The 18,601-nt window shown below is 69.8% G+C and carries 18 protein-coding genes; 10 read left to right on the top strand and 8 right to left on the bottom strand.

All coding sequences use genetic code 11. The annotated features are described in order from the left end of the window. Positions 1 to 31 precede the first annotated feature (31 nt). Together FHR04_RS04570 and FHR04_RS04565 are read right to left on the bottom strand one after the other, a co-directional pair. Positions 32 to 463: a PaaI family thioesterase gene (locus FHR04_RS04570; RefSeq protein ID WP_170213853.1), complete on the bottom strand. Its 432-nt coding sequence runs from the start codon at positions 461 to 463 to the stop codon at positions 32 to 34. Positions 464 to 511: 48 nt separating this feature from the next. Further along, positions 512 to 1,609: a LysM peptidoglycan-binding domain-containing M23 family metallopeptidase gene (locus FHR04_RS04565; protein ID WP_139401163.1), complete on the bottom strand. Its 1,098-nt coding sequence runs from the start codon at positions 1,607 to 1,609 to the stop codon at positions 512 to 514. Between the two features lie 379 nt (positions 1,610 to 1,988). On the opposite strand from FHR04_RS04565, the gene FHR04_RS04560 reads away from it, so the two are divergent. The 3 genes from FHR04_RS04560 to FHR04_RS04550 all read left to right on the top strand — a co-directional run bounded on the left by FHR04_RS04560 (position 1,989) and on the right by FHR04_RS04550 (position 5,331). Further along, positions 1,989 to 3,899 carry a glycoside hydrolase family 10-like protein gene (locus FHR04_RS04560; RefSeq protein WP_249038984.1) on the top strand — a complete coding sequence of 637 codons (1,911 nt, stop codon included), beginning with the start codon at positions 1,989 to 1,991 and terminating at the stop codon, positions 3,897 to 3,899. Between the two features lie 33 nt (positions 3,900 to 3,932). Continuing rightward, positions 3,933 to 4,436 carry a flavin reductase family protein gene (locus tag FHR04_RS04555; RefSeq protein WP_139401161.1) on the top strand — a complete coding sequence of 168 codons (504 nt, stop codon included), beginning with the start codon at positions 3,933 to 3,935 and terminating at the stop codon, positions 4,434 to 4,436. Positions 4,437 to 4,593: 157 nt separating this feature from the next. Continuing rightward, positions 4,594 to 5,331, top strand: coding sequence for a metallophosphoesterase family protein (locus FHR04_RS04550; RefSeq protein WP_039684578.1), 738 nt, complete (start codon positions 4,594 to 4,596; stop codon positions 5,329 to 5,331). An 80-nt stretch (positions 5,332 to 5,411) separates the two neighbouring features. Here FHR04_RS04550 and FHR04_RS04545 read toward each other — a convergent pair whose 3' ends face one another. Further along, positions 5,412 to 5,834 (bottom strand): hypothetical protein, encoded by a 423-nt coding sequence (locus FHR04_RS04545; RefSeq protein ID WP_139401159.1) that lies wholly within the window; start codon positions 5,832 to 5,834, stop codon positions 5,412 to 5,414. A gap of 224 nt (positions 5,835 to 6,058) precedes the next feature. On the opposite strand from FHR04_RS04545, the gene FHR04_RS04540 reads away from it, so the two are divergent. The 6 genes from FHR04_RS04540 to FHR04_RS04515 all read left to right on the top strand — a co-directional run bounded on the left by FHR04_RS04540 (position 6,059) and on the right by FHR04_RS04515 (position 11,612). Continuing rightward, the gene (locus FHR04_RS04540) at positions 6,059 to 6,640 is read left to right on the top strand and encodes a DUF2721 domain-containing protein (protein ID WP_139401157.1); all 582 of its coding nucleotides are present in this window, start codon (positions 6,059 to 6,061) and stop codon (positions 6,638 to 6,640) included. A gap of 76 nt (positions 6,641 to 6,716) precedes the next feature. Continuing rightward, on the top strand, positions 6,717 to 7,277 hold the full coding sequence (locus tag FHR04_RS04535) for an NAD(P)-dependent oxidoreductase (RefSeq protein WP_249038983.1): 561 nt from the start codon (positions 6,717 to 6,719) through the stop codon (positions 7,275 to 7,277). After that, positions 7,274 to 8,389 carry a glutamyl-tRNA reductase gene (hemA, locus tag FHR04_RS04530; RefSeq protein ID WP_039684575.1) on the top strand — a complete coding sequence of 372 codons (1,116 nt, stop codon included), beginning with the start codon at positions 7,274 to 7,276 and terminating at the stop codon, positions 8,387 to 8,389. The genes FHR04_RS04535 and hemA overlap by 4 nt, the downstream gene beginning before the upstream one ends. 68 nt (positions 8,390 to 8,457) lie before the next feature. Beyond that, positions 8,458 to 9,330 (top strand): CAF17-like 4Fe-4S cluster assembly/insertion protein YgfZ, encoded by an 873-nt coding sequence (gene ygfZ, locus FHR04_RS04525; RefSeq protein ID WP_139401155.1) that lies wholly within the window; start codon positions 8,458 to 8,460, stop codon positions 9,328 to 9,330. A gap of 5 nt (positions 9,331 to 9,335) precedes the next feature. Next, positions 9,336 to 9,773, top strand: coding sequence for a hypothetical protein (locus tag FHR04_RS04520; protein WP_139401153.1), 438 nt, complete (start codon positions 9,336 to 9,338; stop codon positions 9,771 to 9,773). 492 nt (positions 9,774 to 10,265) lie between these two features. Then, positions 10,266 to 11,612, top strand: coding sequence for a flavin monoamine oxidase family protein (locus tag FHR04_RS04515; RefSeq protein WP_139401151.1), 1,347 nt, complete (start codon positions 10,266 to 10,268; stop codon positions 11,610 to 11,612). Here FHR04_RS04515 and FHR04_RS04510 read toward each other — a convergent pair. From FHR04_RS04510 to ttcA, 3 genes are read right to left on the bottom strand one after another with little or no spacing between them, the layout of a single operon-like run. Continuing rightward, positions 11,609 to 12,148, bottom strand: a complete 540-nt coding sequence (locus FHR04_RS04510) for a DEAD/DEAH box helicase family protein (RefSeq protein ID WP_139401150.1) — start codon at positions 12,146 to 12,148, stop codon at positions 11,609 to 11,611. The genes FHR04_RS04515 and FHR04_RS04510 overlap by 4 nt on opposite strands. Before the next feature lie 53 nt (positions 12,149 to 12,201). Beyond that, positions 12,202 to 12,894 carry an HAD family hydrolase gene (locus tag FHR04_RS04505; RefSeq protein ID WP_260170117.1) on the bottom strand — a complete coding sequence of 231 codons (693 nt, stop codon included), beginning with the start codon at positions 12,892 to 12,894 and terminating at the stop codon, positions 12,202 to 12,204. An 11-nt stretch (positions 12,895 to 12,905) separates the two neighbouring features. Next, positions 12,906 to 13,775 (bottom strand): tRNA 2-thiocytidine(32) synthetase TtcA, encoded by an 870-nt coding sequence (ttcA, locus tag FHR04_RS04500; RefSeq protein ID WP_139401146.1) that lies wholly within the window; start codon positions 13,773 to 13,775, stop codon positions 12,906 to 12,908. A 155-nt stretch (positions 13,776 to 13,930) separates the two neighbouring features. Here ttcA and FHR04_RS04495 point away from each other — a divergent pair, with 155 nt between their 5' ends. After that, complete coding sequence (locus tag FHR04_RS04495) at positions 13,931 to 16,294, top strand: transglycosylase domain-containing protein (RefSeq protein ID WP_139401144.1); 2,364 nt, start codon at positions 13,931 to 13,933, stop codon at positions 16,292 to 16,294. Between the two features lie 287 nt (positions 16,295 to 16,581). Here the strand turns inward: FHR04_RS04495 and FHR04_RS04490 are convergent, their stop codons facing one another. Both FHR04_RS04490 and FHR04_RS04485 read right to left on the bottom strand, forming a co-directional pair. Next, positions 16,582 to 18,075 carry a tripartite tricarboxylate transporter permease gene (locus FHR04_RS04490; RefSeq protein ID WP_039684568.1) on the bottom strand — a complete coding sequence of 498 codons (1,494 nt, stop codon included), beginning with the start codon at positions 18,073 to 18,075 and terminating at the stop codon, positions 16,582 to 16,584. After that, positions 18,075 to 18,587, bottom strand: a complete 513-nt coding sequence (locus FHR04_RS04485; RefSeq protein WP_139401143.1) for a tripartite tricarboxylate transporter TctB family protein — start codon at positions 18,585 to 18,587, stop codon at positions 18,075 to 18,077. Before FHR04_RS04485 ends, FHR04_RS04490 begins: the two co-directional genes overlap by 1 nt. Positions 18,588 to 18,601: the final 14 nt, after the last annotated feature.

Below are 18,601 nucleotides of genomic sequence, written 5' to 3'. Positions count from 1 at the left end.
CAGAGGCTCGGCAGGCATGGCCCCGCTGGACTTACTTCGCATACAGCACCGCCTGTGTGCAGCGGAACAGCGCCATGACCTTGCCCCCCGGCCCGCGCACCTCGGCGTCCCAGACCTGGGTGGTGCGCCCGGCGTGGACGCTTCTGGCCTCGCAGGTGACCGTGCCCTCGCGCGCCGTGCCCAGGTGGTTGCTCTTGAGTTCAATCGTGGTAAAGCCGCTGGCCCCCTCGGGCAGCAGCAGCCGCGTGCCGTAGCCGCAACTGGTATCGGCCAGCGCCACCACGCTCGCCGCGTGCAGAAAACCGTTTGGGGCCAGCAGCTCGTCCCGCAGCGTCAGTTCGGAGCGGATCAGCCCGCGCTCGGCGTGCGTGAAACGGATGCCGATCAATCCGGGCAGCTTGCCCTCGCCCTGGCGGTTCAGCTCGTCCAGCGTGGGAATGGGGCGGGAGGGAAGCTCAGGCATGACGGTCAGGGTAGCAGCTCGGCCCCGCCACTTCTTCAGTGCCGCCGCCTATTTGGGCCACAGGCGGTCCACCCAGTTGGCCGGATTGGTGCCCTCGCCGCGCACCCGCATTTCCAGGTGCAGGTGTGGCCCGGCGCTCAGGCCCGTGGTGCCCACCTCGCCCAGTTTCTGGCCGCGTTTCACCACCTGACCGGGCTTGACCGCGATCTTGCTCTGGTGGAAATACAGGCTGGTCACGCCCGCGCCGTGGTCGATCAGGACCAGCCCGCCGCGCACCGGGTACTTGCCGGCCAGAATGACCTTGCCGTCGTTGACCGCCAGCACGGGGGTGCCCACCGGGGCCGGGTAGTCGGTGCCGAAGTGGTAGGCCACCTCACCCCCCGGCACGTAGGTGCGCGGCTGCCCGAAGCTGCTGCTGGTGGCCTTGGCCTTCGCCAGCGCCGGGGCAAAGGGCCGGGTCCACACCTGCGGGGTCCGCAGCGTGTACGCCTTGTCCACGGCGGCGTCCTCGGCGGCCTTGCCGGGGTCCTGCAACACGCCGCTGACGCGCTGCGGCAGGTTCAGGTGCTGGATCGGCTGGTCCAGGCCCACCACCGGAATGCGCCCCCGGATCAGCTCGCCGCCCAGCGTCACCTCGTACACCACCGGGGTCGTCTTGCCCAGCACCACGCGCCCCAGGACCATGTACTCGCCCGCCGCGCCGATGGGTTTCAGGACCTCGTTCGGCATCCGCACGTCCTCGCCCACTTCGCTGGGAAAGCGCACGGTGGCCTGCCCGGCCCGCGCCCCCGACAGCTGCACCACGAACGCCTCGCCCATTCGCAGGCTCTGCGGCACCCGCACGGTCACGCCCGCAATGCTGGAGGTGGGCGCGGTGGGCGTGAGCTGCTCGGCGGGCAGCGGCGCGGGCAGGGCGGTCTTGCTGGTGGCCGGCGTGCTGGAGGTAGGGGCCACGCCGGGAATCCGCAACTCCTGCCCGATTTCCAGCGTGGTGCCCTTCAGGTTGTTCAGGCGGATGATGGAGTTGACACTGGTGTTGTTGGCCCGCGCAATCGAGTACAGCGTGTCGCCCTTCTTCACGGTGTAGGCTCCCGCCACGCTGAACAGCAGGGAAAAGGCAAGCAGCACGGCGGCGCGGTCTTTCATGCCGGGCAGAATAAGGGGAGGATGTGAGAAAGCTGACAGGTGGGCGCGGAGCGCGTTGGGCCGTGACCTGCGGAATGGTTGTGCACGGCTTTTCAGCCGCCTGGCCGGCTGGTCCACGCCTTCATCTTTCTGTGCCCACCGCACTCCTGATGCTCTGTCGAGACGCCTTCGGGGGGCGCCCACACGGGCCTGGCGGCGAACTGGGCCCGTGGCTGCTGAACAGGAACCGGGAGGCGGTCAACGTCGCTCGTCGTGTGGTGACGGTCACGTTGCCCCGCGTCAGCCTGGCCGTGCGCGGTGAGGCGGGCGCTAGAATCGGCAGCTCCAGGCGGCCTTCATGTCCTCCACGCCGACCTGCGCTAGCCTGCCCGGTGACATCATGACGCCTTCATTTTCCCGCCGCGCGGCGCTGCTGACCCTCACGCTCATCCTCGGGACGGGGTGGGGCGGTCAGGGAGGCGCGCAGGACACCACCGTTCCCGCCGTGCCGGTGGAAACGCCGCCCACCACGCCGCCGCTGCCCGGGACGCCGTCGCCCGGGGTACCGCTGCCAGAGGTGCCGCTGCCAGAGGTGCCGCCGGTGGAAACGCCGGAACCTGCCCCGGACCCGGCTCCGGAACCGCCCGCACTGCCCCTGACGCCCGCGCCTGAGCCCTCTCCTGTGCCGCCCGCCGAAGCGCCGCAGCCCCAACCCCAATTGCCTCAGTTGCCGCAGCCGCAAGTGCCGCAACCCCAGATGCCTTCGCCCACGCCGCCGGCCCAGGGGCAGACCGGGACCGAGCCCGCAGTTCCGGTCCAGAAGCCGGTGGCCGCGAAGCCGCCGGTGGGCAGCGGGGTCCGGGGCCTTTGGGTTGACGCCTTCGGGCCGGGCCTGAAGACGCGGGCGCAGGTCACGCAGATGGTGGACGACGCCGCGCGCATGGGCGTCAACACGCTGTTCGTGCAGGCCATTCGCCGGGCCGACTGCCTGTGCCTCAAGGCCAGCGTGCCCAAGGCGACGGACCCCGATCTGGAAAAAGGCCTGGACCCGCTGGGGCTGGCCGTGCGGCTGGCCCACGCGCGCGGCATGCGGGTGATTGCCTGGGTCGCCGTGACGGGCATCGCCAACGCGGCGGCCCCCAACACCAACCCGGCGCACATCTCGCACACGCATGGGCCGACTGCCGGCGCGGCGTCGTGGATGGCCCGCCGCCCCGACGGCAGCTGGCTGGAGGGCAACGACGGCTGGCTGGACCTGGGCATTCCCGAGGCCGCCGAATACGCCATTCAGGGGGTCGTCAGCCTCGTCAAGAACTATGGGATCGACGGCGTGCAGCTGGACCGCATCCGCTATCCGGACGGGGACGTCTGGGGCTACGATCCCAAGGTGCTGGCCCGCTACCGCGCCGAGACCGGGCGCAGCGGCACCCCCTCCGTGAGCGACGCGGTCTGGCAGGACTGGAAGCGGCAGCAGGTGACCAACGCGGTGCGGCGCATCACGCTGGAGATCAAGTCGCTGCGCCCGGACGCCTGGATCACGGCGGCCACCATCACCTACGGTCAGCCGCCGGCCCCCGGCGATCTGGCGGGGTTCCGCAAGACCCGCACCTACGGCGACGTGCTGCAGGACTGGCCCGCGTGGATGCAGAGCGGCCTGATCGACCTGAACGTGCTGATGAACTACAAGCGTGACGCGGTGGCCGAGCAGGGCCAGTGGTTCGACGGCTGGAACGCCTTTGCGCGCGGCGTGCAGCCCCGCCCCGACGGCCTGAGCGCGGGCGTGGCCGCCGGGACCGCCATGTACCTGAACGGCGCCCCCGTGACCGCCAATCAAGCGCAGCGCAGCGTGGGCGCGGGCCTGGGCTGGGTGGGCTACTCGTATCGCACGCCCACCCTGGATGTGTACGGCGCCAAGGAAACCACGGCTCAGGGGCTCGACACCGTGCAGAAGCTGCTGACCGCCCCTGGAGCAGTGCTCGCCTCGCCCGCTCCATGGAAGGAAAAACCGCCCACCACGCGCGGGCTGATGGGCCGCATTACCGGCACGCCCGTGCCGGGTTTCCGGGTGGTGGAAGCCCTGCAGGGCGGGCAGGTGGTTGCCCACACCATGACCGACGGCAGCGGCTATTACGGCTTTGCGGCGCTGCCCCCCGGCAAGACCGAAGTGCGGGTCAGCGGCCAGCGCTGGGTCGACACCGTGCCCGAGCGCGGCGTGGTGCGCCTGCCGGACCTGACCGTGCGGGACCTGAAACCGGTGACCGCGTCGCCCGTCCCGGTGACTCCGGCGGGGCTGACGCCTGCCAAACCCTGAACCTCCGCGCGCATGGGCAGGTAAACTCGGCGCATGACCTCCACCGATTCAACCGCCGGCGCACAGGCGGGCGTCACCCCTCTGGAATTCCGCGAGACGCTGGGGCGCTTTGCCAGCGGCGTCACCGTGATCACCGCCAGCGACGGCGAAACCCGCCGGGGCATGACCGCCAGCGCCTTCGTGTCGGTCAGCCTGACGCCGCCGCTGATCCTGGTGAGCGTGGACCACCGCGCCCACATGTACGCCCTGCTCTCGGAAGACCGCGTGACCCACTTCGGGGTCAACGTCCTGAGCAGCGCCCAGCGTCACCTGAGTGACCACTTCGCCGGACGCCCCGGCCCGGAGGAGGCCGTGCCGTGGTTCGCCCACGAGGGCCTGCCCCTGATCGGCGGCAGCGTGGCGCAGCTGGTCTGCCGCAAGCAGCAGGTCATCCCTGCCGGAGACCACACCCTGTACCTGGGCTTCGTGGAATACAGCCGCTACACCGATGACGATCCGCTGCTGTACTTCCGGGGTCAGTACCACGAACTGGGGTAGGGCAGGGTGTGGATTTCCGCCACGGCAAGGAGGCCAGATGGCCCGGCCACGTCCCTTCTCGTGGGTCACCGTCCACTTTCCGCCTCCCGCACCCAAATAAAGGCCTCCTTACAGACTGTGCGAAAGCCGTCAGCCGCAGTGGTCTAGACTTCCGGACATGAAACGCCTCGCCATCCTCGCGGACCTGCACGCCAATCTGGCGGCCACGCTCGCGGTACATCAGGACGCGGCGCGGCGCGGGATCTCCGAGTTCTGGGTGCTGGGCGACGTGGTGGGCAAAGGCCCGCGCCCGCGCGAGGTGCTGGACTGGACACAGGCGCACGCCAGCCGCGTGATCCAGGGCAACTGGGACGCCCGCGTCGCCGGGGCCAGCCACCGCCCCCAGGACCTGTGGCCGCGCAGCAAGCTGTCGCCCGAACAGCTGAGCTACCTCGAAGGGTTGCCCTACGGCATCGAGGAGCAGTTCGGCGGCGCGTGGTGGCGGTTTGTCCACGCCAGCAGCCGCGGCCTGTTTCATCGCCTGTACCCGCACAGCAGCCTGTCGGACCAGATCGAGGCCTTCGCGCCCAACCCGCAGCTGGGCCTGACCCAGTACGCCGACGCGCTGGTCTACGCCGACATGCACGAGGCCCTCCTGCTGGATGTGGAGGGCCGCCCGCTGATCAACTGCGGCTCAGTGGGCAACCCGCTGGACAGCACCCTGCCGTGCTACCTGATCTTGGAGTTCGAGGACGGCGGCCCCGGCTACAGCGCCAGCTACGTCCGCCTGACCTACAACCGCGACGAGGAGATCCGCGCCGCTGAGGCCAGCGGAATGCCGTTCACCCGCGAGTACGTCACCGAGCTGCTGACCGGGGCCTTCCAGAAGCGCCGGGCACGGACGGGGGAGGGCTGAGGAGAGGGACGCGGTGAAACAGAAGAACTCCCCTCCGGGGAGGGAAGGGGAGTGCCTGGGGGAGCGTGCTGCGGCGGTCTTCAGTCGCCGATGGCCGCGCCGATCACCGGGATGCTCAGCGTGGCGAGCGTCTGGCCGCCCGAGATCACGTTGATGCTGGCCAGCTGATCGATGCTGACGCCGGTATCTGCCCGGCTGACCGTGACGCGCAGCAGCGCCATGTCGCCCTGCTGGCTCACGCTGTCCAGGGTAATGGTGGTTCCGGCGGCCAGCGCTCCGGCGTCCAGACTCAGATCACCCGGAATGACGCCGCCCAGCACGGCAACGGGAACTTCCAGCGACATCCACGAGCTTTCGGTGTACAGCATGGGATAGCTGAGATCGCCGCTGCTGTCGCTGGCGGTGACCCGGACGGCAGTCGGGGCCGCGAAGGCAGTGGTCACGGCGGCGGGGGCAAAGATCAGGCTCAGGCTGAAGGCGGCGGACAGAAGGTTCTTTTGCATGGTGGGTCTCCTTGAGGTTGGCGGGTTCGGCCCGGTGGCGTCTTCTTCCCGTCTTGGCATCAGTGTCCGCCCGGCGTGTGCAGGGGAAGTTCAGGAGCTGTGCAGATTGTGTCTATGCGGCGTAATGCCGCCAGTGGCGGTGGGGACGGCAGAAATGTGCTGACCGCCTTGAAATGTGGAGAAACGGCGCAGGCAGGCGGCGCCCCACGCGCTAGCCTGCCCGCATGGCCGACATCAGCCTCAATGTCCTGAGCGCCATGATCACCCCCGCCGTGCTGATCAGCGGCGCGGGCACGCTGATCATGAGCACCAGCACGCGGGTGGGCCGGGCCACGGACCGGGTGCGGCACCTGACCGCCCGTTTCCGCCTGCTGGTGTCGGCCGAGGGTCAGCAGGAGCCCCGCGCCCGCGAGGAGAAACGGATGATCGTGCGGCAACTGCCGCGGCTGGCCCGGCGCACCCGGCTGCTGGTGCGGGCCATGACGGCGCTGTATCTGGCGGTGGCCCTGCTGGTGCTGACCAGCATTCTGATCGGCGGCTCGGCCCTGCTGGGCGAGATTTCGGGCGTCCTGCCGGTGCTGCTGGCGGTGGCCGGCTCGGCCTCGCTGGCCTACGCGGCCCTGCTGCTGAGTTTCGAAACCCGGCTGAGCGCGCGGACCACCCGCGAGGAGATGGATTTTCTGGTGGGCCTGGGCGAGCACTATTCGGCCCTGTACGACGACACCTATCCCGACGTGGCGGTGGAGGCCGGGTCCGCGCCGCCGGCCTCCGAACCTCGCTCACAGAAGTCCCCAGAGCAAACCTGAAAGCCCGTCCTGGCCGCCTTTCTGACCGTTCGGTCTGGGACGCCTGACCCTCCCCCTGAGCGCTAGGTTACGCCCTGTGAGTCTGCTGCCCGTCTTCCTGAATCTGAGTGGCGAACGGGCCGTGGTGGTGGGCGGCGGCGCGGTGGCCCTGCACCGTGCCCGGAGTCTGCTGGAGGCCGGACTGGCCGTGACCGTGATTGCCCCCGAGCTGTGCCCGGAACTGCTGGCCCTGCCTCTGACCTCGCTGCGGCGGGCCTACCAGCCCGGCGATGTGGCAGGGGCGCGGGTAGTGGTGGCAGCGACCAGCCGGGCCGACGTGAACGACGCTGTAGCCGCCGCCGCCCATCAGACCGGCGCGCTGGTCAACCACGCGGGCGAGGCGGGGCAGGGCAATCTGCGATTCGCCGCCACGGCGCAGCGCGCGGGTGTGCAGGTGGCCGTCAACACCGGGCGCGAACTGCCCATGCTGGCCCAGGCGCTGACCCGTCGTATCGCCGCCGTGCTGCCCGGCGAGGCACAAATTGATGGCTGGGTTGCGGCCCGCGAACGCGCGCTGACGCTGGACGGACCAGGGCGCGAGACGGCCCTGCGGGACCTGAAAGCCGACATCCACGCCGCGCTGGGGGTGCCGGCGTGACGCTGGCCTGCCCCACCGCCCGGCGCTTCGTGGCCCGCTCGCCGCTGCCCGCCCCCGATCCGCTGGACTTCGTGGTGGTGGGCCTGAACCACAACACCGCCCCGGTCGAGGTGCGCGAACGCGCCGCCGTGCGGGCCGGTGAGGAGGACGCGCTGCTCGCGCACTTGTCGCGCCACGCCCGCGAGGTCATGCTGCTGGCCACCTGCAACCGCACCGAGGTCTACCTGGCCGGGCTGAGCGGCGATCCGCTGGCCGCGTTCCAGGGCGCCTGGGGCCACGCGCTGGAAGATCACCTGTACAGCTATTCGGGCGAGGACGCCGTGAGCCACCTGTACCGTGTTGCCGCTGGGCTGGACAGTCTGGTGATCGGCGAGACCCAGATTCAGGGGCAGGTCAAGCGTGCCTGGCAGGCCGCCAATGCGCGCGGCCTGAGCGGCCCGCTGCTGAACAAGATCGCCCAGGGAGCGTTGGCCGCCGGCAAGCGTGTGCGGACCGAGACAGGCCTGAGCGACAGCGTGGTCAGCGTGTCCAGCGCCGCCGTGGAACTGGCAGAACTGGCGCTGGGTGGGCTGTCGGGCCGCACCGCTTTAATCATCGGCGCGGGGGAGACCGCCGAGCTGACCCTGACCCACCTGCGCGCCGCCGGTATTGAGGACGTGATCGTGGTCAACCGCACCGCCGAACGCGCCCGTCAGCTGGCCGCCAAACTGGGGGGGCGAGTGTGCGCCGCCGAATTCCTGCACGAGGCGCTGCCCGAGGCGGACGTGGTGATCGCGTCGAGCGCCGCGCCGCATTACGTGCTGAACGGTGAGGCGGTGGCCGCTGCCCTGGCCGCACGCGGCGAGCGCCCTATGTTTTTAATCGACATCAGCGTGCCGCGCATTCTGGACCCGGACATCGCCGGGGTGCGTGGGGCGCACCTGCTGAATCTGGACGACCTGACCGCCGTGGTCCACCGCAACCTGCAGGGCCGCCGCGCCGCGTTGCCGCAGGCCGGGGCCATCATCCGCGAGGCCGCCTCGGACCTGAGCCGCTGGCACCTGACCCGCACCGCCCAGCAGATGCTGCGGGGGCACGGCAGGGGGCAGGGGTTGGCCGCGGCCAGCGACTGAGCGGGGAGCGGGGCTGTCCGCCCGCCTTCCCCCATTCCCCGCCGGCCCTTTCCCGTACCCTGAACCGCATGTGGACCCTTCTTCCTTCAGGTGGCCTGCGCGTGACCGGCGCGGACCGGGTGGATTTCGTGCAGGGGCAGATGACCGGCGATCTGCGCGGCGCGCCGACGCCCGGCGTTGTGGCCTGCGCCTTTCTGAACGTGCGCGGCCAGATCGAGCAGTTCGCGCGGGCCTACAAACGCGCCGATGACGTGTACCTGCACCTGGACGCCGGACAGGCCGCGGCCCTGCTGGCCCGCCTCAAGCGCTACATCATCTTCGATCAGGTGGAGGTGGAGGACGTGTCCGAGACCCTGCGGACGGTCCACGTCTGGGAGGGGGCCGGGCTGCCCGGCTGGAACGCGGAGGGTCCCGACGCGCAGAGCTTCGAGCTGGGCAGCGGCACCGTGCTGGCCGGGCGCGTGAACCGCAGCGGGACGCCAGGGGTGGACCTGCACTATCTGGCCCGCCACGAGGCGGAGGTGCTGGCTGCGTTGGGCGGTGAGGAAGCCAGTCTGGAGGCCCTGGACGCTGCCCGCATCCGCGCCGGGATTCCCGACGTCGCCCGCGACGGCTTTCTGGGCGTGCTGCCGCAGGAGGTGGGGCTGGACGTGGGCGGCCCGCTGCCGGCCATCAGCTACCGCAAGGGCTGTTACGTGGGCCAGGAAATCATGGCCCGGCTGGAGGCGCGCGGGCAGACCCGCTACCACCTGGCCCAACTGGCCGGGGACGGCTGGACTGTGGGCGCGGACGTGACCCACGCCGGCAAGGTGGTGGGGCAGGCGGGCCTGAACGTGGACGGCCTGGGGCTGGCCCGCCTGCGCAAGGACCTGCCGGAGGACGCGGAGGTGCAGGTGGGCGGCACCTCGGCCCGTGTGCAGACCCTGGCCGCCCGCCGCTGAAGCCCATGCTTGAGAGCCTCGTGCGCGATCTGCGCTCGGACCGCGCGGGGCTGATCCGCGCCGCCCGCCGCGCCTACCTGCTGGGGCTGGCGGCGCTGACGCTGCCGGGCCTCGTTCTGGGCGCGGTGCTGGCGCTGACCCGTCCGGCGCCTGTTCCATTCGCTGCTGTCCTGGCACTGCTGGCCCTGGCGCTGGTGCTGGCGCTGGTGGTCTTGCGGCTGGCCCGCCGCGCCGCCAGCACGCCCGAAGTGCCTGCCCGGCAGGCCGCCCTGACCGGGGCGATTCAGGCGGCCACCGCGCCGGGGGTGGCGCTGCTGCTGGCCTGCGCGACGCTGTCGCAGGGCGTGTCGGTGCTTCTCTTCGTTGTGCTGGCGGCGGGACTGCATCTTGTGGTCTGGGCGCAGTTGCCCGGCTGGGTGCGGGAGCCGGACGCGGTGAACTGAGGAAGCGGGAGCATGAGGAGGGCGCCCCACCCCCCAGCCCCCTACCCCAAAGGGGCAGGGGGAGCTGGCGTTGCACTGGGCAGGAGTTTTCAGACTTTTCGTGCGGGGGAGGACAGCGGTATTCCTGCTCACACGCCCCGCTCCGTGACGCTGCGTTCGGCCCGTCCGCTTCGCGCCCGACGGCCTTTGGTTGCTGTCTCGTTGGGGCTTCTATAGTGCGTTGAAAGAGGCGGGATGCTTTGTTGCAGTGACCTCCCAGCGCTGTTATACGGATTCCGTTTGTTTCGTGTAGAAATCGGGACAGCTCCGATTTCTACACTCCACGTCCGGAACCCGTTTTTCTCCTGCTCGCTTCGCTCGGATTTCCAGGTGTCTTCAACACCTTTCAATCGGAGTCCGTATTAGAGACAGAGTTGCATCCTCACCGTTTGCAGAAGTAAATGGTGCGGGCGACTTCTGAGCGCTCACTCCCCCAACTTGCTACCCTGACCCATGAACCCAGACATCATCGTGGTGGGCGCGGGGCTGGCGGGCCTGACGGCGGCGCGGCGGCTGAGTGCAGCGGGGCGACGGGTGCGGGTGCTCGAAGCCCGTGAGCGTGTCGGGGGGCGCACCCACACGCTGCGGCTGCCGCACACCGGCCTGAGCGTGGACGTGGGGGGGCAGTGGGTCGGCCCCAACCAACCGCACGTCATGGCCCTGATCCACGAGCTGGGGCTGGAGGTGTATCCCACCTACGACGAGGGCCAGAATCTGGCGCTGATCGGCGGCAAGGTGCTGCGCTACCGGGGGCTGATTCCGCCGCTGCCGCCGCTGGTGCTGGCCGACTACGCGCTGCTGTCGCGCCGCTTCGAGGCCCTGGCCCGCACCATTCCGCTGGACGCGCCGTGGACTGCTCCCGACGCCGCCACGCTGGACGCGCAGACCTTCGACACCTGGATTCTGAAGAACGCCCGCCGCCCGCAGACCCGCGCCCTGATGCGGCTGTACGCCGGGGCGGTATTCAGCGCCGCACCCGCCGAGATGAGCCTGCTGCACGCCCTGACCTACACGGCGCACGGCGGAGGCATCAACGGCCACACCCTGACCCGTGGGTACGCCCTGCAGGACCGCGTGCTGGGCGGCGCCGGGAGCATCTCGCAGCGGCTGGCCGATGATCTGGAGGACGTGCAGCTCAACTCTCCGGTGATCCGGGTGGAGCAGAACGGCACGGGCGTCACGCTGCATACCCCAGACGGGCAGCACCGTGCAGAACACGCCATCTTCGCCGTGCCGCCCACCCTCCTCTCCGGCCTGCCCTTCGATCCGCCGCTGCCGCCCCGCCGCGCGCAATTGCAGCAGCGGCTGCCGATGGGCGCGGTGATCAAGTTCATGGCCGTCTACGACCGGCCCTTCTGGCGCGACGCGGGCCTGAGCGGCATGGCGATCAGCGACACCGGCCCCGTCACGGTGACTTTCGACAACAGTCCGCCGCAGGGCCGCCCCGGCGTCCTGCTGGGCTTTATCGAGGGCGCCGAGGCCCGCACGCTGATGGACGCGGACGAGGACGGGCGCCGCACCGCCGCCCTGGGCAGTCTGGCCCAGCTGTTCGGCGACGAGGCGCTGACGCCCCTTGAAACTGTGCAGCGCGACTGGACTGCCGAACCGTTCAGCGGCGGCTGTTACGGCGCGCTGTTCGGCCCCGGCGTGTGGACCGGCTACGGCGAGGCGTTGCGCGCCCCGGTGGGCCGGATTCACTGGGCCGGCGCGGAAACCGCCCGCGTGTGGATGAACTACATGGACGGGGCCATCGAAAGCGGCGAGCGGGTGGCGGCGGAACTGCTGGGCGGGCTGGGCTAGCCCAGCATGGCGACGATCTGCAGGGCCGTCTCCTGTGGCGTCAGCCCCGTGGCATTCAGCGTCTGGCCCGGCCACGGCGCGGCGTCCTGCCCCAGCCAGCGGTCCCAGCGCATGTCGGCCCAACCTCCGTCGGTCAGAACGCCAGGCTGCCAGTCCGCAAAAGCCTGATGGACGCGCAGCCACGCCGCCCAGTTCAGCGTGTCCTGGGTGGCCTCCCCGACCCCGCGTCCGCGCAGGCGACGGATGCGCTCCACATCGTCCACGTCCAGCAGCAGGTGGCGGAGGCCGGGCAACTTGGGGGCCGAGGGCGCGGCCAGGATCTCGCCCAGGGGGCACGGCCCCAGCAGGCCGAAATCGCCCACCAGGCCCAGCGCGGCCTGGATCCAGCGCTCGGTCTGTTGCTGGCGTTCTGCCTTGTCGCCTGCTGCGCCGTGTTCATCGAAATCGTGCCAGCGCACGTCGGGGCGCAGCCGCTGAAGCAGCGGCAGGACCGTGGATTTCCCGGCGCCGGAGGCCCCGCCGATCACGTAGAACATGGCTCAAGCATAGGCGGTCAGGGGGCAGGAACGATACCGCCTGTCTGGCCCCGTCAGTCGCGGGCCAGCAGGCCGGCCAGCGCGTCCAGCGAGCTGACCGCCTGGGCCGCGCCAAGCCGCGACCCCCGCTGCTGCACCCGCGGGTGAGGATGCACCAGAACGGCCCGCAGGCCCGCCGCGACGGCCCCTGCCACGTCATGCTCTGGCGAGTCGCCCACGTAAACTCCCCTGTCGGCACTCTGGCCGAGCTGGGCCAGCATGAGCCGGAAGGGCTGCGGGTCAGGCTTCAGCGTCGCGCCCTCGCCCGCAACGACGATGACCTCGAAAGGCCGGTCCGGAAAGCAGGCGTCGATCCGCGCACGCTGGGCCGGGCCGTCGTAGGCGTTGGAGAGCAGGGCCAGCCGCAACCCCCGGCGACGCAGCGCCGTCAGCAGCGCTGTGACCCCCGGTGCTGGCCGCGTGCCGTGGATCAGGGCCTCGGCGTAGAGCTGCAGGTGGGCGGCCGTACAGGTCACACTGTGGGCGGCCAGCGTGCGGGTCAGCCGCTCCGCGTTCATGTCCAGTGGATCGCTCTTTCCGGCCTCCACCCGGTCATGAAACGCCATGATCTCGTCCACGGCACGGGCTGCAAATGTCTGCTCCTCTGTATGGGGGCAGGCGTGGCGGCGCAACGTCTCCAGTGCGTCTAGGTCAGCCTGCACGTAGTCGGTCAGGGTGCCGTCAAAGTCGAAGGCGACGAAGTCCAGCGGGCCAGCGATCAGTCCAGCACCGCCAGTTCCTCCAGGCCCACCAGGAATTCGCGCTCCGCCAACGCCTCCGTGTCAAAGGCCGTGTCTCCGTCCGCCGCGGCCCCGGCGAAGTCGTACAACTCGCGGTCCAGCAGGTGGCTGGGGGTCACGCGGCCCAGCGAGCGCAGGATGTTGTTCAGGCGGCCCGGATGCTCGCGCTCCCACCCGGCCAGCATCTCGCCCACCACCACGCGCTGCAGGTTGGGCTGCGCGCCGCACAGCGTGCAGGGGATGATCGGGAAGGCGCGGGCCTCGGCGTAGCGCACGATGGCCGCCTCGGGCACGTAGGCCAGCGGGCGGATCACCACGTTGCTGCCGTCGTCGCTGGTCAGGCGCGGGGCCATCGCCTTCAGGCGCGCGCCGAAGAACATGTTCATGAACAGCGTTTCCAGAATGTCCTCGCGGTGGTGGCCCAGCGCGATCTTGCTGGCTCCCAGCCGCCGGGCATGCGCGTACAGGTGGCCCCGGCGCAGGCGGCTGCACAGCGTGCAGGTGGTCTGTCCAGGCGCGGTTTTGGCCTGCACGGTGCGGTAGGTGTCGCGCTCCAGAATGCTGTATTCCACGCCCAGCGCGCTCAGGTATTCGGGCAGGACGTGCTTCGGGAAGCCCGGCTGGCCCTGGTCCAGATTGACCGCCACCAGCCCGAACCGGATCGGCGCGCGCTTTTGCAGGTGCAGCAGCACATCCAGCAGCGTGTAGCTGTCCTTGCCGCCGCTCAGGCACACCATCACGCGGTCCCCGTCCTCGATCATGTCAAAGTCGGCGATGGCCCGCGCCGCGCCCCGGACGATGGGCCTGAACAGGTTGGGGGGCGGCGTGGTGGAAGGCAGGTGACTCATGGCGTGTGCCGCATGGTAGCGCCCGTCTCCGCCTTATGGCGGACGCCCGTGTGCCATTGGTCTGGCCAGAATGCGGGGGTGATGTGGCCCGCTGTGCGTCAAGACCGTAACAGTCCTCGGAGCGGCCCGGCGCCCGCCCCGCTAGAGTACGGGGGATGAGGTTTCTAGTCGGTCTGAGCCGCTTTGTGGCGATTGTGTTGCTGCTGGCGGCGCTGGGCGTGCTGGCGCTGTGGTGGATGTGGGGCCGCGACCTGCCCAGCGTGACCGATCTGGACGTGCTGGAGGTCAGCGGGCAGACCCGCGTGTATGACCGCCAGGACACGCTAGTGGGCACGCTGACGCCCAGCCTGAGCAGTTCGGGCGGCACCAACCGCAACCTGCTGAAACTGGGCCAGATCAGCCCGTGGCTGCAAAAAGCCGTCGTGACCAGCGAGGACCGCCGTTTCTACGAACACCACGGCGTCGATTACATCGGCATTGCGCGCGGGCTGCTCAAGGGGCTGCTGCAAAACGATCTGGAGGGCGGTTCGAGCATCACCCAGCAGGTGGTCAAGAACACGCTGCTCTCAGACCTGCAGGCGGCGCGCACGGCAGAGCGCAAGTTCAAGGAGGCGGTGCTGGCGTATCAGCTGGACCGCAACTACGACAAGGACCGCATCCTGAACGCCTACCTCAACATCGTCTACTGGGGCGACGGGGGCCGCGACGACATCGTGGGCGCGGGAACGGCGGCGCGGGCGTACTTCGGCAAGTCGGCCTCGGACCTGAATCTGGCCGAGAGCGTGTACCTGACGACGCTGATTCCTGCCCCGAACAGCCGGTACAAGGCGTTCGCCGCCTACCGCCCGCTGATGAAGGACGTGCTGAGCCGCATGGTGGTGGACGGGCGCGTGACGCAGGCCGAGGCCGACGCCGCCTGGAAAACCCCGATCTACCCGGCCGGCTGGCGCATCGGCTGGAACGCCGACGGCACCCTGCGCAGCGCCGCGCTGGAAAATCCGGGCCGCCTGCAGGAGAACATGAACGCGCTGGAGGCCTCGCTGGGCACCGGACGCTACGCCTACCAGTACTACCTGCAGGCGGTGGAAAAGGAACTGCTGCCCATCATCGGGCGCAAGGCGCTGTATGGCGGCGGCAAGATCGTGACCGGCATGAGCCTGAGCGCACAGCAGGCCGCCGAACAGGCCAGCCTGAACGCCAGACTGCCCGACGGCGCCACCCTGGGCACCGCGCTGGTCAGCCCGCAGAACGGCGAGGTGCTGGCGCTGGTGGGCCAGAAACTGACCGGGGGGCGGCCCAGTGACTGGGACAACGCCGTTCAGGCGCGGCGCCAGGTGGGCAGCTCGATCAAGCCGCTCCTGTACACGCTGGCCCTGCAGACCGGCTGGAAGCAGAGCGACACCGTGCTGGACTCGCCGCTGGTGGGCACCTCCTACCAGCCGCAGAACTACGACGGGCGCTGGACGGGGCGCTACGTCACCATGCGTTACGCGCTGGATCACAGCCTGAACCTGCCCACCGTGCGCATCGCGCAGGAACTGGGCGTTCAGAACTTCGAGGCCAAGCTGCGCGAACTGGGCCTGACGCCGCCGCCCGAGGCCGGGCTGTCCCTGAGCATCGGCACGCTGGAGGCCAGCCCTTTGCAGATGGCCGCCGCCTACGCCCCCTTTGCCAACGGCGGCCTGTATTACAAGCCCAGTCTGGTGCGCAGCGTGGAAGACGCGCGCGGCAACCGCCTGTACACCCGGCCCAATCCCACCCCGAAGCGGGTTTGGGACGAGCAGACCGCGTGGCTGGGTTTGGACATGCTGCGCGGCGTGGTTGATGACCTGACCGAGTATCAGGGCGGCCTCGCCACCCGCGCGCAGATCGAGGGCCGGCAGGTGGGCGGCAAGACCGGCACCACCAACGACATCAAGGATCTGTGGTTCGCGGGCGTCACCCCCACGGTGGCGGGGGCCGTGTGGGTGGGCAAACAGGAGGGCGGCGCCCTGCCGTCCTGGGCCTACAGCGGCGAGATTCCCACCCCAATCTGGCAACAGACTGTTGCCGGAGCGCTGGCCGGTCAGCCGGTGCAGACGTTCAAGGAACCGGACGGCATCGCCTACCGCGTCGTCCGTCAGGTGGAGATGGCCTTCCGCACCGCCCAGGCCGACGAGGAACCCACCGCCCGCGACGGCAGCGGCAACAGCGGCAGCAGTTTCTTCCGGCGCAGCCGTCCGGCCCAGCCGGAAACCGTTCAGCCTGCCGCGCAGACGGAGCCGACGCCTGATCCCGTGCCCGTCGTCCCCGAGCCGGATCCCGAACCGGCCCCGGAGTTCCAGCCCGTGCCGGACGTGCAGGACATTCCCGCCGAACCCCCGGCAGACTGGGAAGAGGTGGCCCCGCCTGAAGCCCTGCCCGACGCGCCTCCCGCAGACGACTTCTCTGTTCCCGCCGAGCCAGAGCCGCTGCCGGAGTCTGTGCCGGATGATCCGAACGCGGCTCCCTTCATCAACGAGATTCCTCCGGTGAACTGAGGATTTTACGCTCCATTGATGGTGGTGTGTCCTTCGGGCAGCCCCACCCCCCAGCCCCCATCCCCAGGGGGACGGGGGAGCAGGCGTTGCACTGGGCAGGAGGATTGGGCGTTGTGCGCGGGAGAGGGCGGCGGCATGCGGGTCTGATGCCTTGCTCCGTGACGCCGTGTGCGGCCCGTGCGCTGCGCGCCCGACGGCCTTCGGTTGCCGTTTCGTTGGGGGTGGCGGCTTCCATATAAAAAATAAAAAGCCCCCTCCGTATGGGAGAGGGCAGGGTGAGCGTTGGTCTACGCCGCTTGCCGGGCCGCCCTGAACTTCAGCACCTGTGGCACCACCAGCGCGGCCAGCACGCACAGCATCAGGAAGGCGGTGAAGGGCTGGCGCACGAAAATCGAGAAGTCCCCGTTGCTCTGCTGGAGCGCCGTGCGGAACTGCGCCTCCGCCGTTGGCCCCAGCACCACGCCGATGATCGCGGGCGTGACCGGAAAATCGAAGCGGCGCATGCCGTAGCCGATCACGCCGAACAGCGCCAGCAGGCCCAGGTCGAACACGCTGTTGTTCAGCGAGTACACGCCCACCGTGCTGAACACCAGAATTCCGGCGTACAGGAAGGGGCGCGGAATCAGCAGCAGTCGCGCCCACACCGGGGCCAGTGGCAGGTTCAGGGCCAGCAGCATCACGTTGCCGATGTACAGGCTGGCGATCAGGCCCCACACCAGATCCCCGTTGGTGATGAACAGCAGCGGCCCCGGCTGCAATCCGTACTGCTGGAAGGCGGCCAGCAGGATCGCGGCGGTGGCGCTGGTGGGCAGCCCCAGCGTCAGCAGCGGCACCAGCACGCCCGCCGCGCTGGCGTTGTTGGCGGCTTCTGGCCCGGCCACACCTTCGATGGCGCCCTGACCGAATTCCTCGGGGTGCTTGGAGAGGCGTTTTTCCAGCGTGTAGCTCAGGAAGGTGGGAATCTCGGCGCCGCCCGCCGGGATCGCGCCGAAGGGAAAGCCCAGCGCCGTGCCGCGCAGCCACGGCCCCCAGCTTCTGCGCCAGTCCTGTTTGGACATGGTGGCGCCGCCCTCGAGCTTGATCACGCTGTCCTTGCCCTTGCGCAGTCGGCTGGCGACGTACAGCGTTTCGCCAATGGCGAACAGCCCGATCACCACGGTAATAAAGTCGATGCCGTCCAGCAGTTCCGGGCGGCCCAGCGCGAAGCGGGCCTGACCACTTTGCAAGTCGGTGCCCACCAGCCCAATCGCCAGCCCCACGAACAGGCTCAGCAATCCACGCAGCGGGCTGCCGCCAAACGTGGCGCTGATGGTCACAAAGGCCAGCATGATCAGCGCGAACTTGGCACTGGGGGTGATCTGCACGGCGATGTCGGCAATGGCCGGAGCGGCGAAGGTCAGCAGCAGCGTGCCGATGGTGCCCGCTATAAACGAGCCGATGGCGGCGGTGGCCAGCGCGGCGGCGGCGCGGCCTTTGCGGGCCATCTTGTTGCCCTCCAGCGCGGTGATGATGCTGGCCGATTCGCCCGGCGTGTTCAGCAAAATGCTGGTGGTGCTGCCCCCGAACATCCCGCCGTAGTAGATGCCCGCGAACATGATGAACGCGCTTACCGGCGGCAGCTTGGCCGTCACCGGCAGCAGCAGCGCCACCGTCAGCGCCGGGCCGATGCCGGGCAGCACGCCCACCAGGGTGCCCAGCGTGACGCCGATCAGCGCCCACAGCAGGTTCAGGGGGTTAAGGGCAGTCTCGAACCCGGCGAACAGCGAGGTCAGGGCGTCCATTACAGGATGCCCTTCAGGACGCCGGGCGGCAGGCTCAGGCCCAGGCCGCGCGTGAAGGCCACGTAGGTGACCAGGGCCACCGCCAGCGCCACCCCGGTCATCAGCCCGACGCGCCGTTCACCGAAGGCCCAGGCCACGCTGAAATACATGATCGCGGTGCCGATCACGAAGCCTGCGGTGGTCAGCACCGCCGCGCCCAGCACGAAGCCGCCCAGGATGATGCCAGGGGCCGCCAGATTCACCGGGGCGTCCAGATCGGTGTCCTCCTCGGCGGCGGGTTCGGCGCGCTCACCGCGCAGCACGTTCACGGTCAGCAGCACGCCCAGGGCGGTCAGGCCCACGCTGACGATCAGCGGAAACACGCGCGGCCCCACCACCGCGTTGATGCCGAAGGGAATCTCGCGGCTGCCGACAAACAGCGCGATGCCCAGCGCAGTCAGGGCCAGCGCCACCAACAGATCGGGCACGCTGACGCCGGGGCGGGCGGGGGGGGTGGACGGAGGTTGGGTCATGGAGGCTCCTTCGG

Source organism: Deinococcus radiopugnans ATCC 19172, from assembly GCF_006335125.1.
GTDB classification, from domain to species: Bacteria; Deinococcota; Deinococci; order Deinococcales; family Deinococcaceae; genus Deinococcus; species Deinococcus radiopugnans.
The sequence above is the reverse complement of the archived record's forward strand: the minus strand, read 5'-3'. Positions and strand labels throughout refer to the sequence as shown.

What these genes read in the sequence shown, in the direction of transcription:
- FHR04_RS04570 (WP_170213853.1), bottom strand. Translation starts at nt 463, where the DNA reads ATGCCTGAGCTTCCCTCCCGCCCCATTCCCACGCTGGACGAGCTGAAC.
- FHR04_RS04560 (WP_249038984.1), top strand. Translation starts at nt 1,989, where the DNA reads ATGACGCCTTCATTTTCCCGCCGCGCGGCGCTGCTGACCCTCACGCTC.
- FHR04_RS04485 (WP_139401143.1), bottom strand. Translation starts at nt 18,587, where the DNA reads ATGACCCAACCTCCGTCCACCCCCCCCGCCCGCCCCGGCGTCAGCGTG.
- FHR04_RS04545 (WP_139401159.1), bottom strand. Translation starts at nt 5,834, where the DNA reads ATGCAAAAGAACCTTCTGTCCGCCGCCTTCAGCCTGAGCCTGATCTTT.
- ygfZ (WP_139401155.1), top strand. Translation starts at nt 8,458, where the DNA reads ATGTGGACCCTTCTTCCTTCAGGTGGCCTGCGCGTGACCGGCGCGGAC.
- FHR04_RS04555 (WP_139401161.1), top strand. Translation starts at nt 3,933, where the DNA reads ATGACCTCCACCGATTCAACCGCCGGCGCACAGGCGGGCGTCACCCCT.
- FHR04_RS04495 (WP_139401144.1), top strand. Translation starts at nt 13,931, where the DNA reads ATGAGGTTTCTAGTCGGTCTGAGCCGCTTTGTGGCGATTGTGTTGCTG.
- FHR04_RS04510 (WP_139401150.1), bottom strand. Translation starts at nt 12,148, where the DNA reads ATGTTCTACGTGATCGGCGGGGCCTCCGGCGCCGGGAAATCCACGGTC.
- FHR04_RS04540 (WP_139401157.1), top strand. Translation starts at nt 6,059, where the DNA reads ATGGCCGACATCAGCCTCAATGTCCTGAGCGCCATGATCACCCCCGCC.
- FHR04_RS04490 (WP_039684568.1), bottom strand. Translation starts at nt 18,075, where the DNA reads ATGGACGCCCTGACCTCGCTGTTCGCCGGGTTCGAGACTGCCCTTAAC.
- FHR04_RS04520 (WP_139401153.1), top strand. Translation starts at nt 9,336, where the DNA reads ATGCTTGAGAGCCTCGTGCGCGATCTGCGCTCGGACCGCGCGGGGCTG.
- FHR04_RS04515 (WP_139401151.1), top strand. Translation starts at nt 10,266, where the DNA reads ATGAACCCAGACATCATCGTGGTGGGCGCGGGGCTGGCGGGCCTGACG.
- FHR04_RS04550 (WP_039684578.1), top strand. Translation starts at nt 4,594, where the DNA reads ATGAAACGCCTCGCCATCCTCGCGGACCTGCACGCCAATCTGGCGGCC.
- FHR04_RS04565 (WP_139401163.1), bottom strand. Translation starts at nt 1,609, where the DNA reads ATGAAAGACCGCGCCGCCGTGCTGCTTGCCTTTTCCCTGCTGTTCAGC.
- ttcA (WP_139401146.1), bottom strand. Translation starts at nt 13,775, where the DNA reads ATGAGTCACCTGCCTTCCACCACGCCGCCCCCCAACCTGTTCAGGCCC.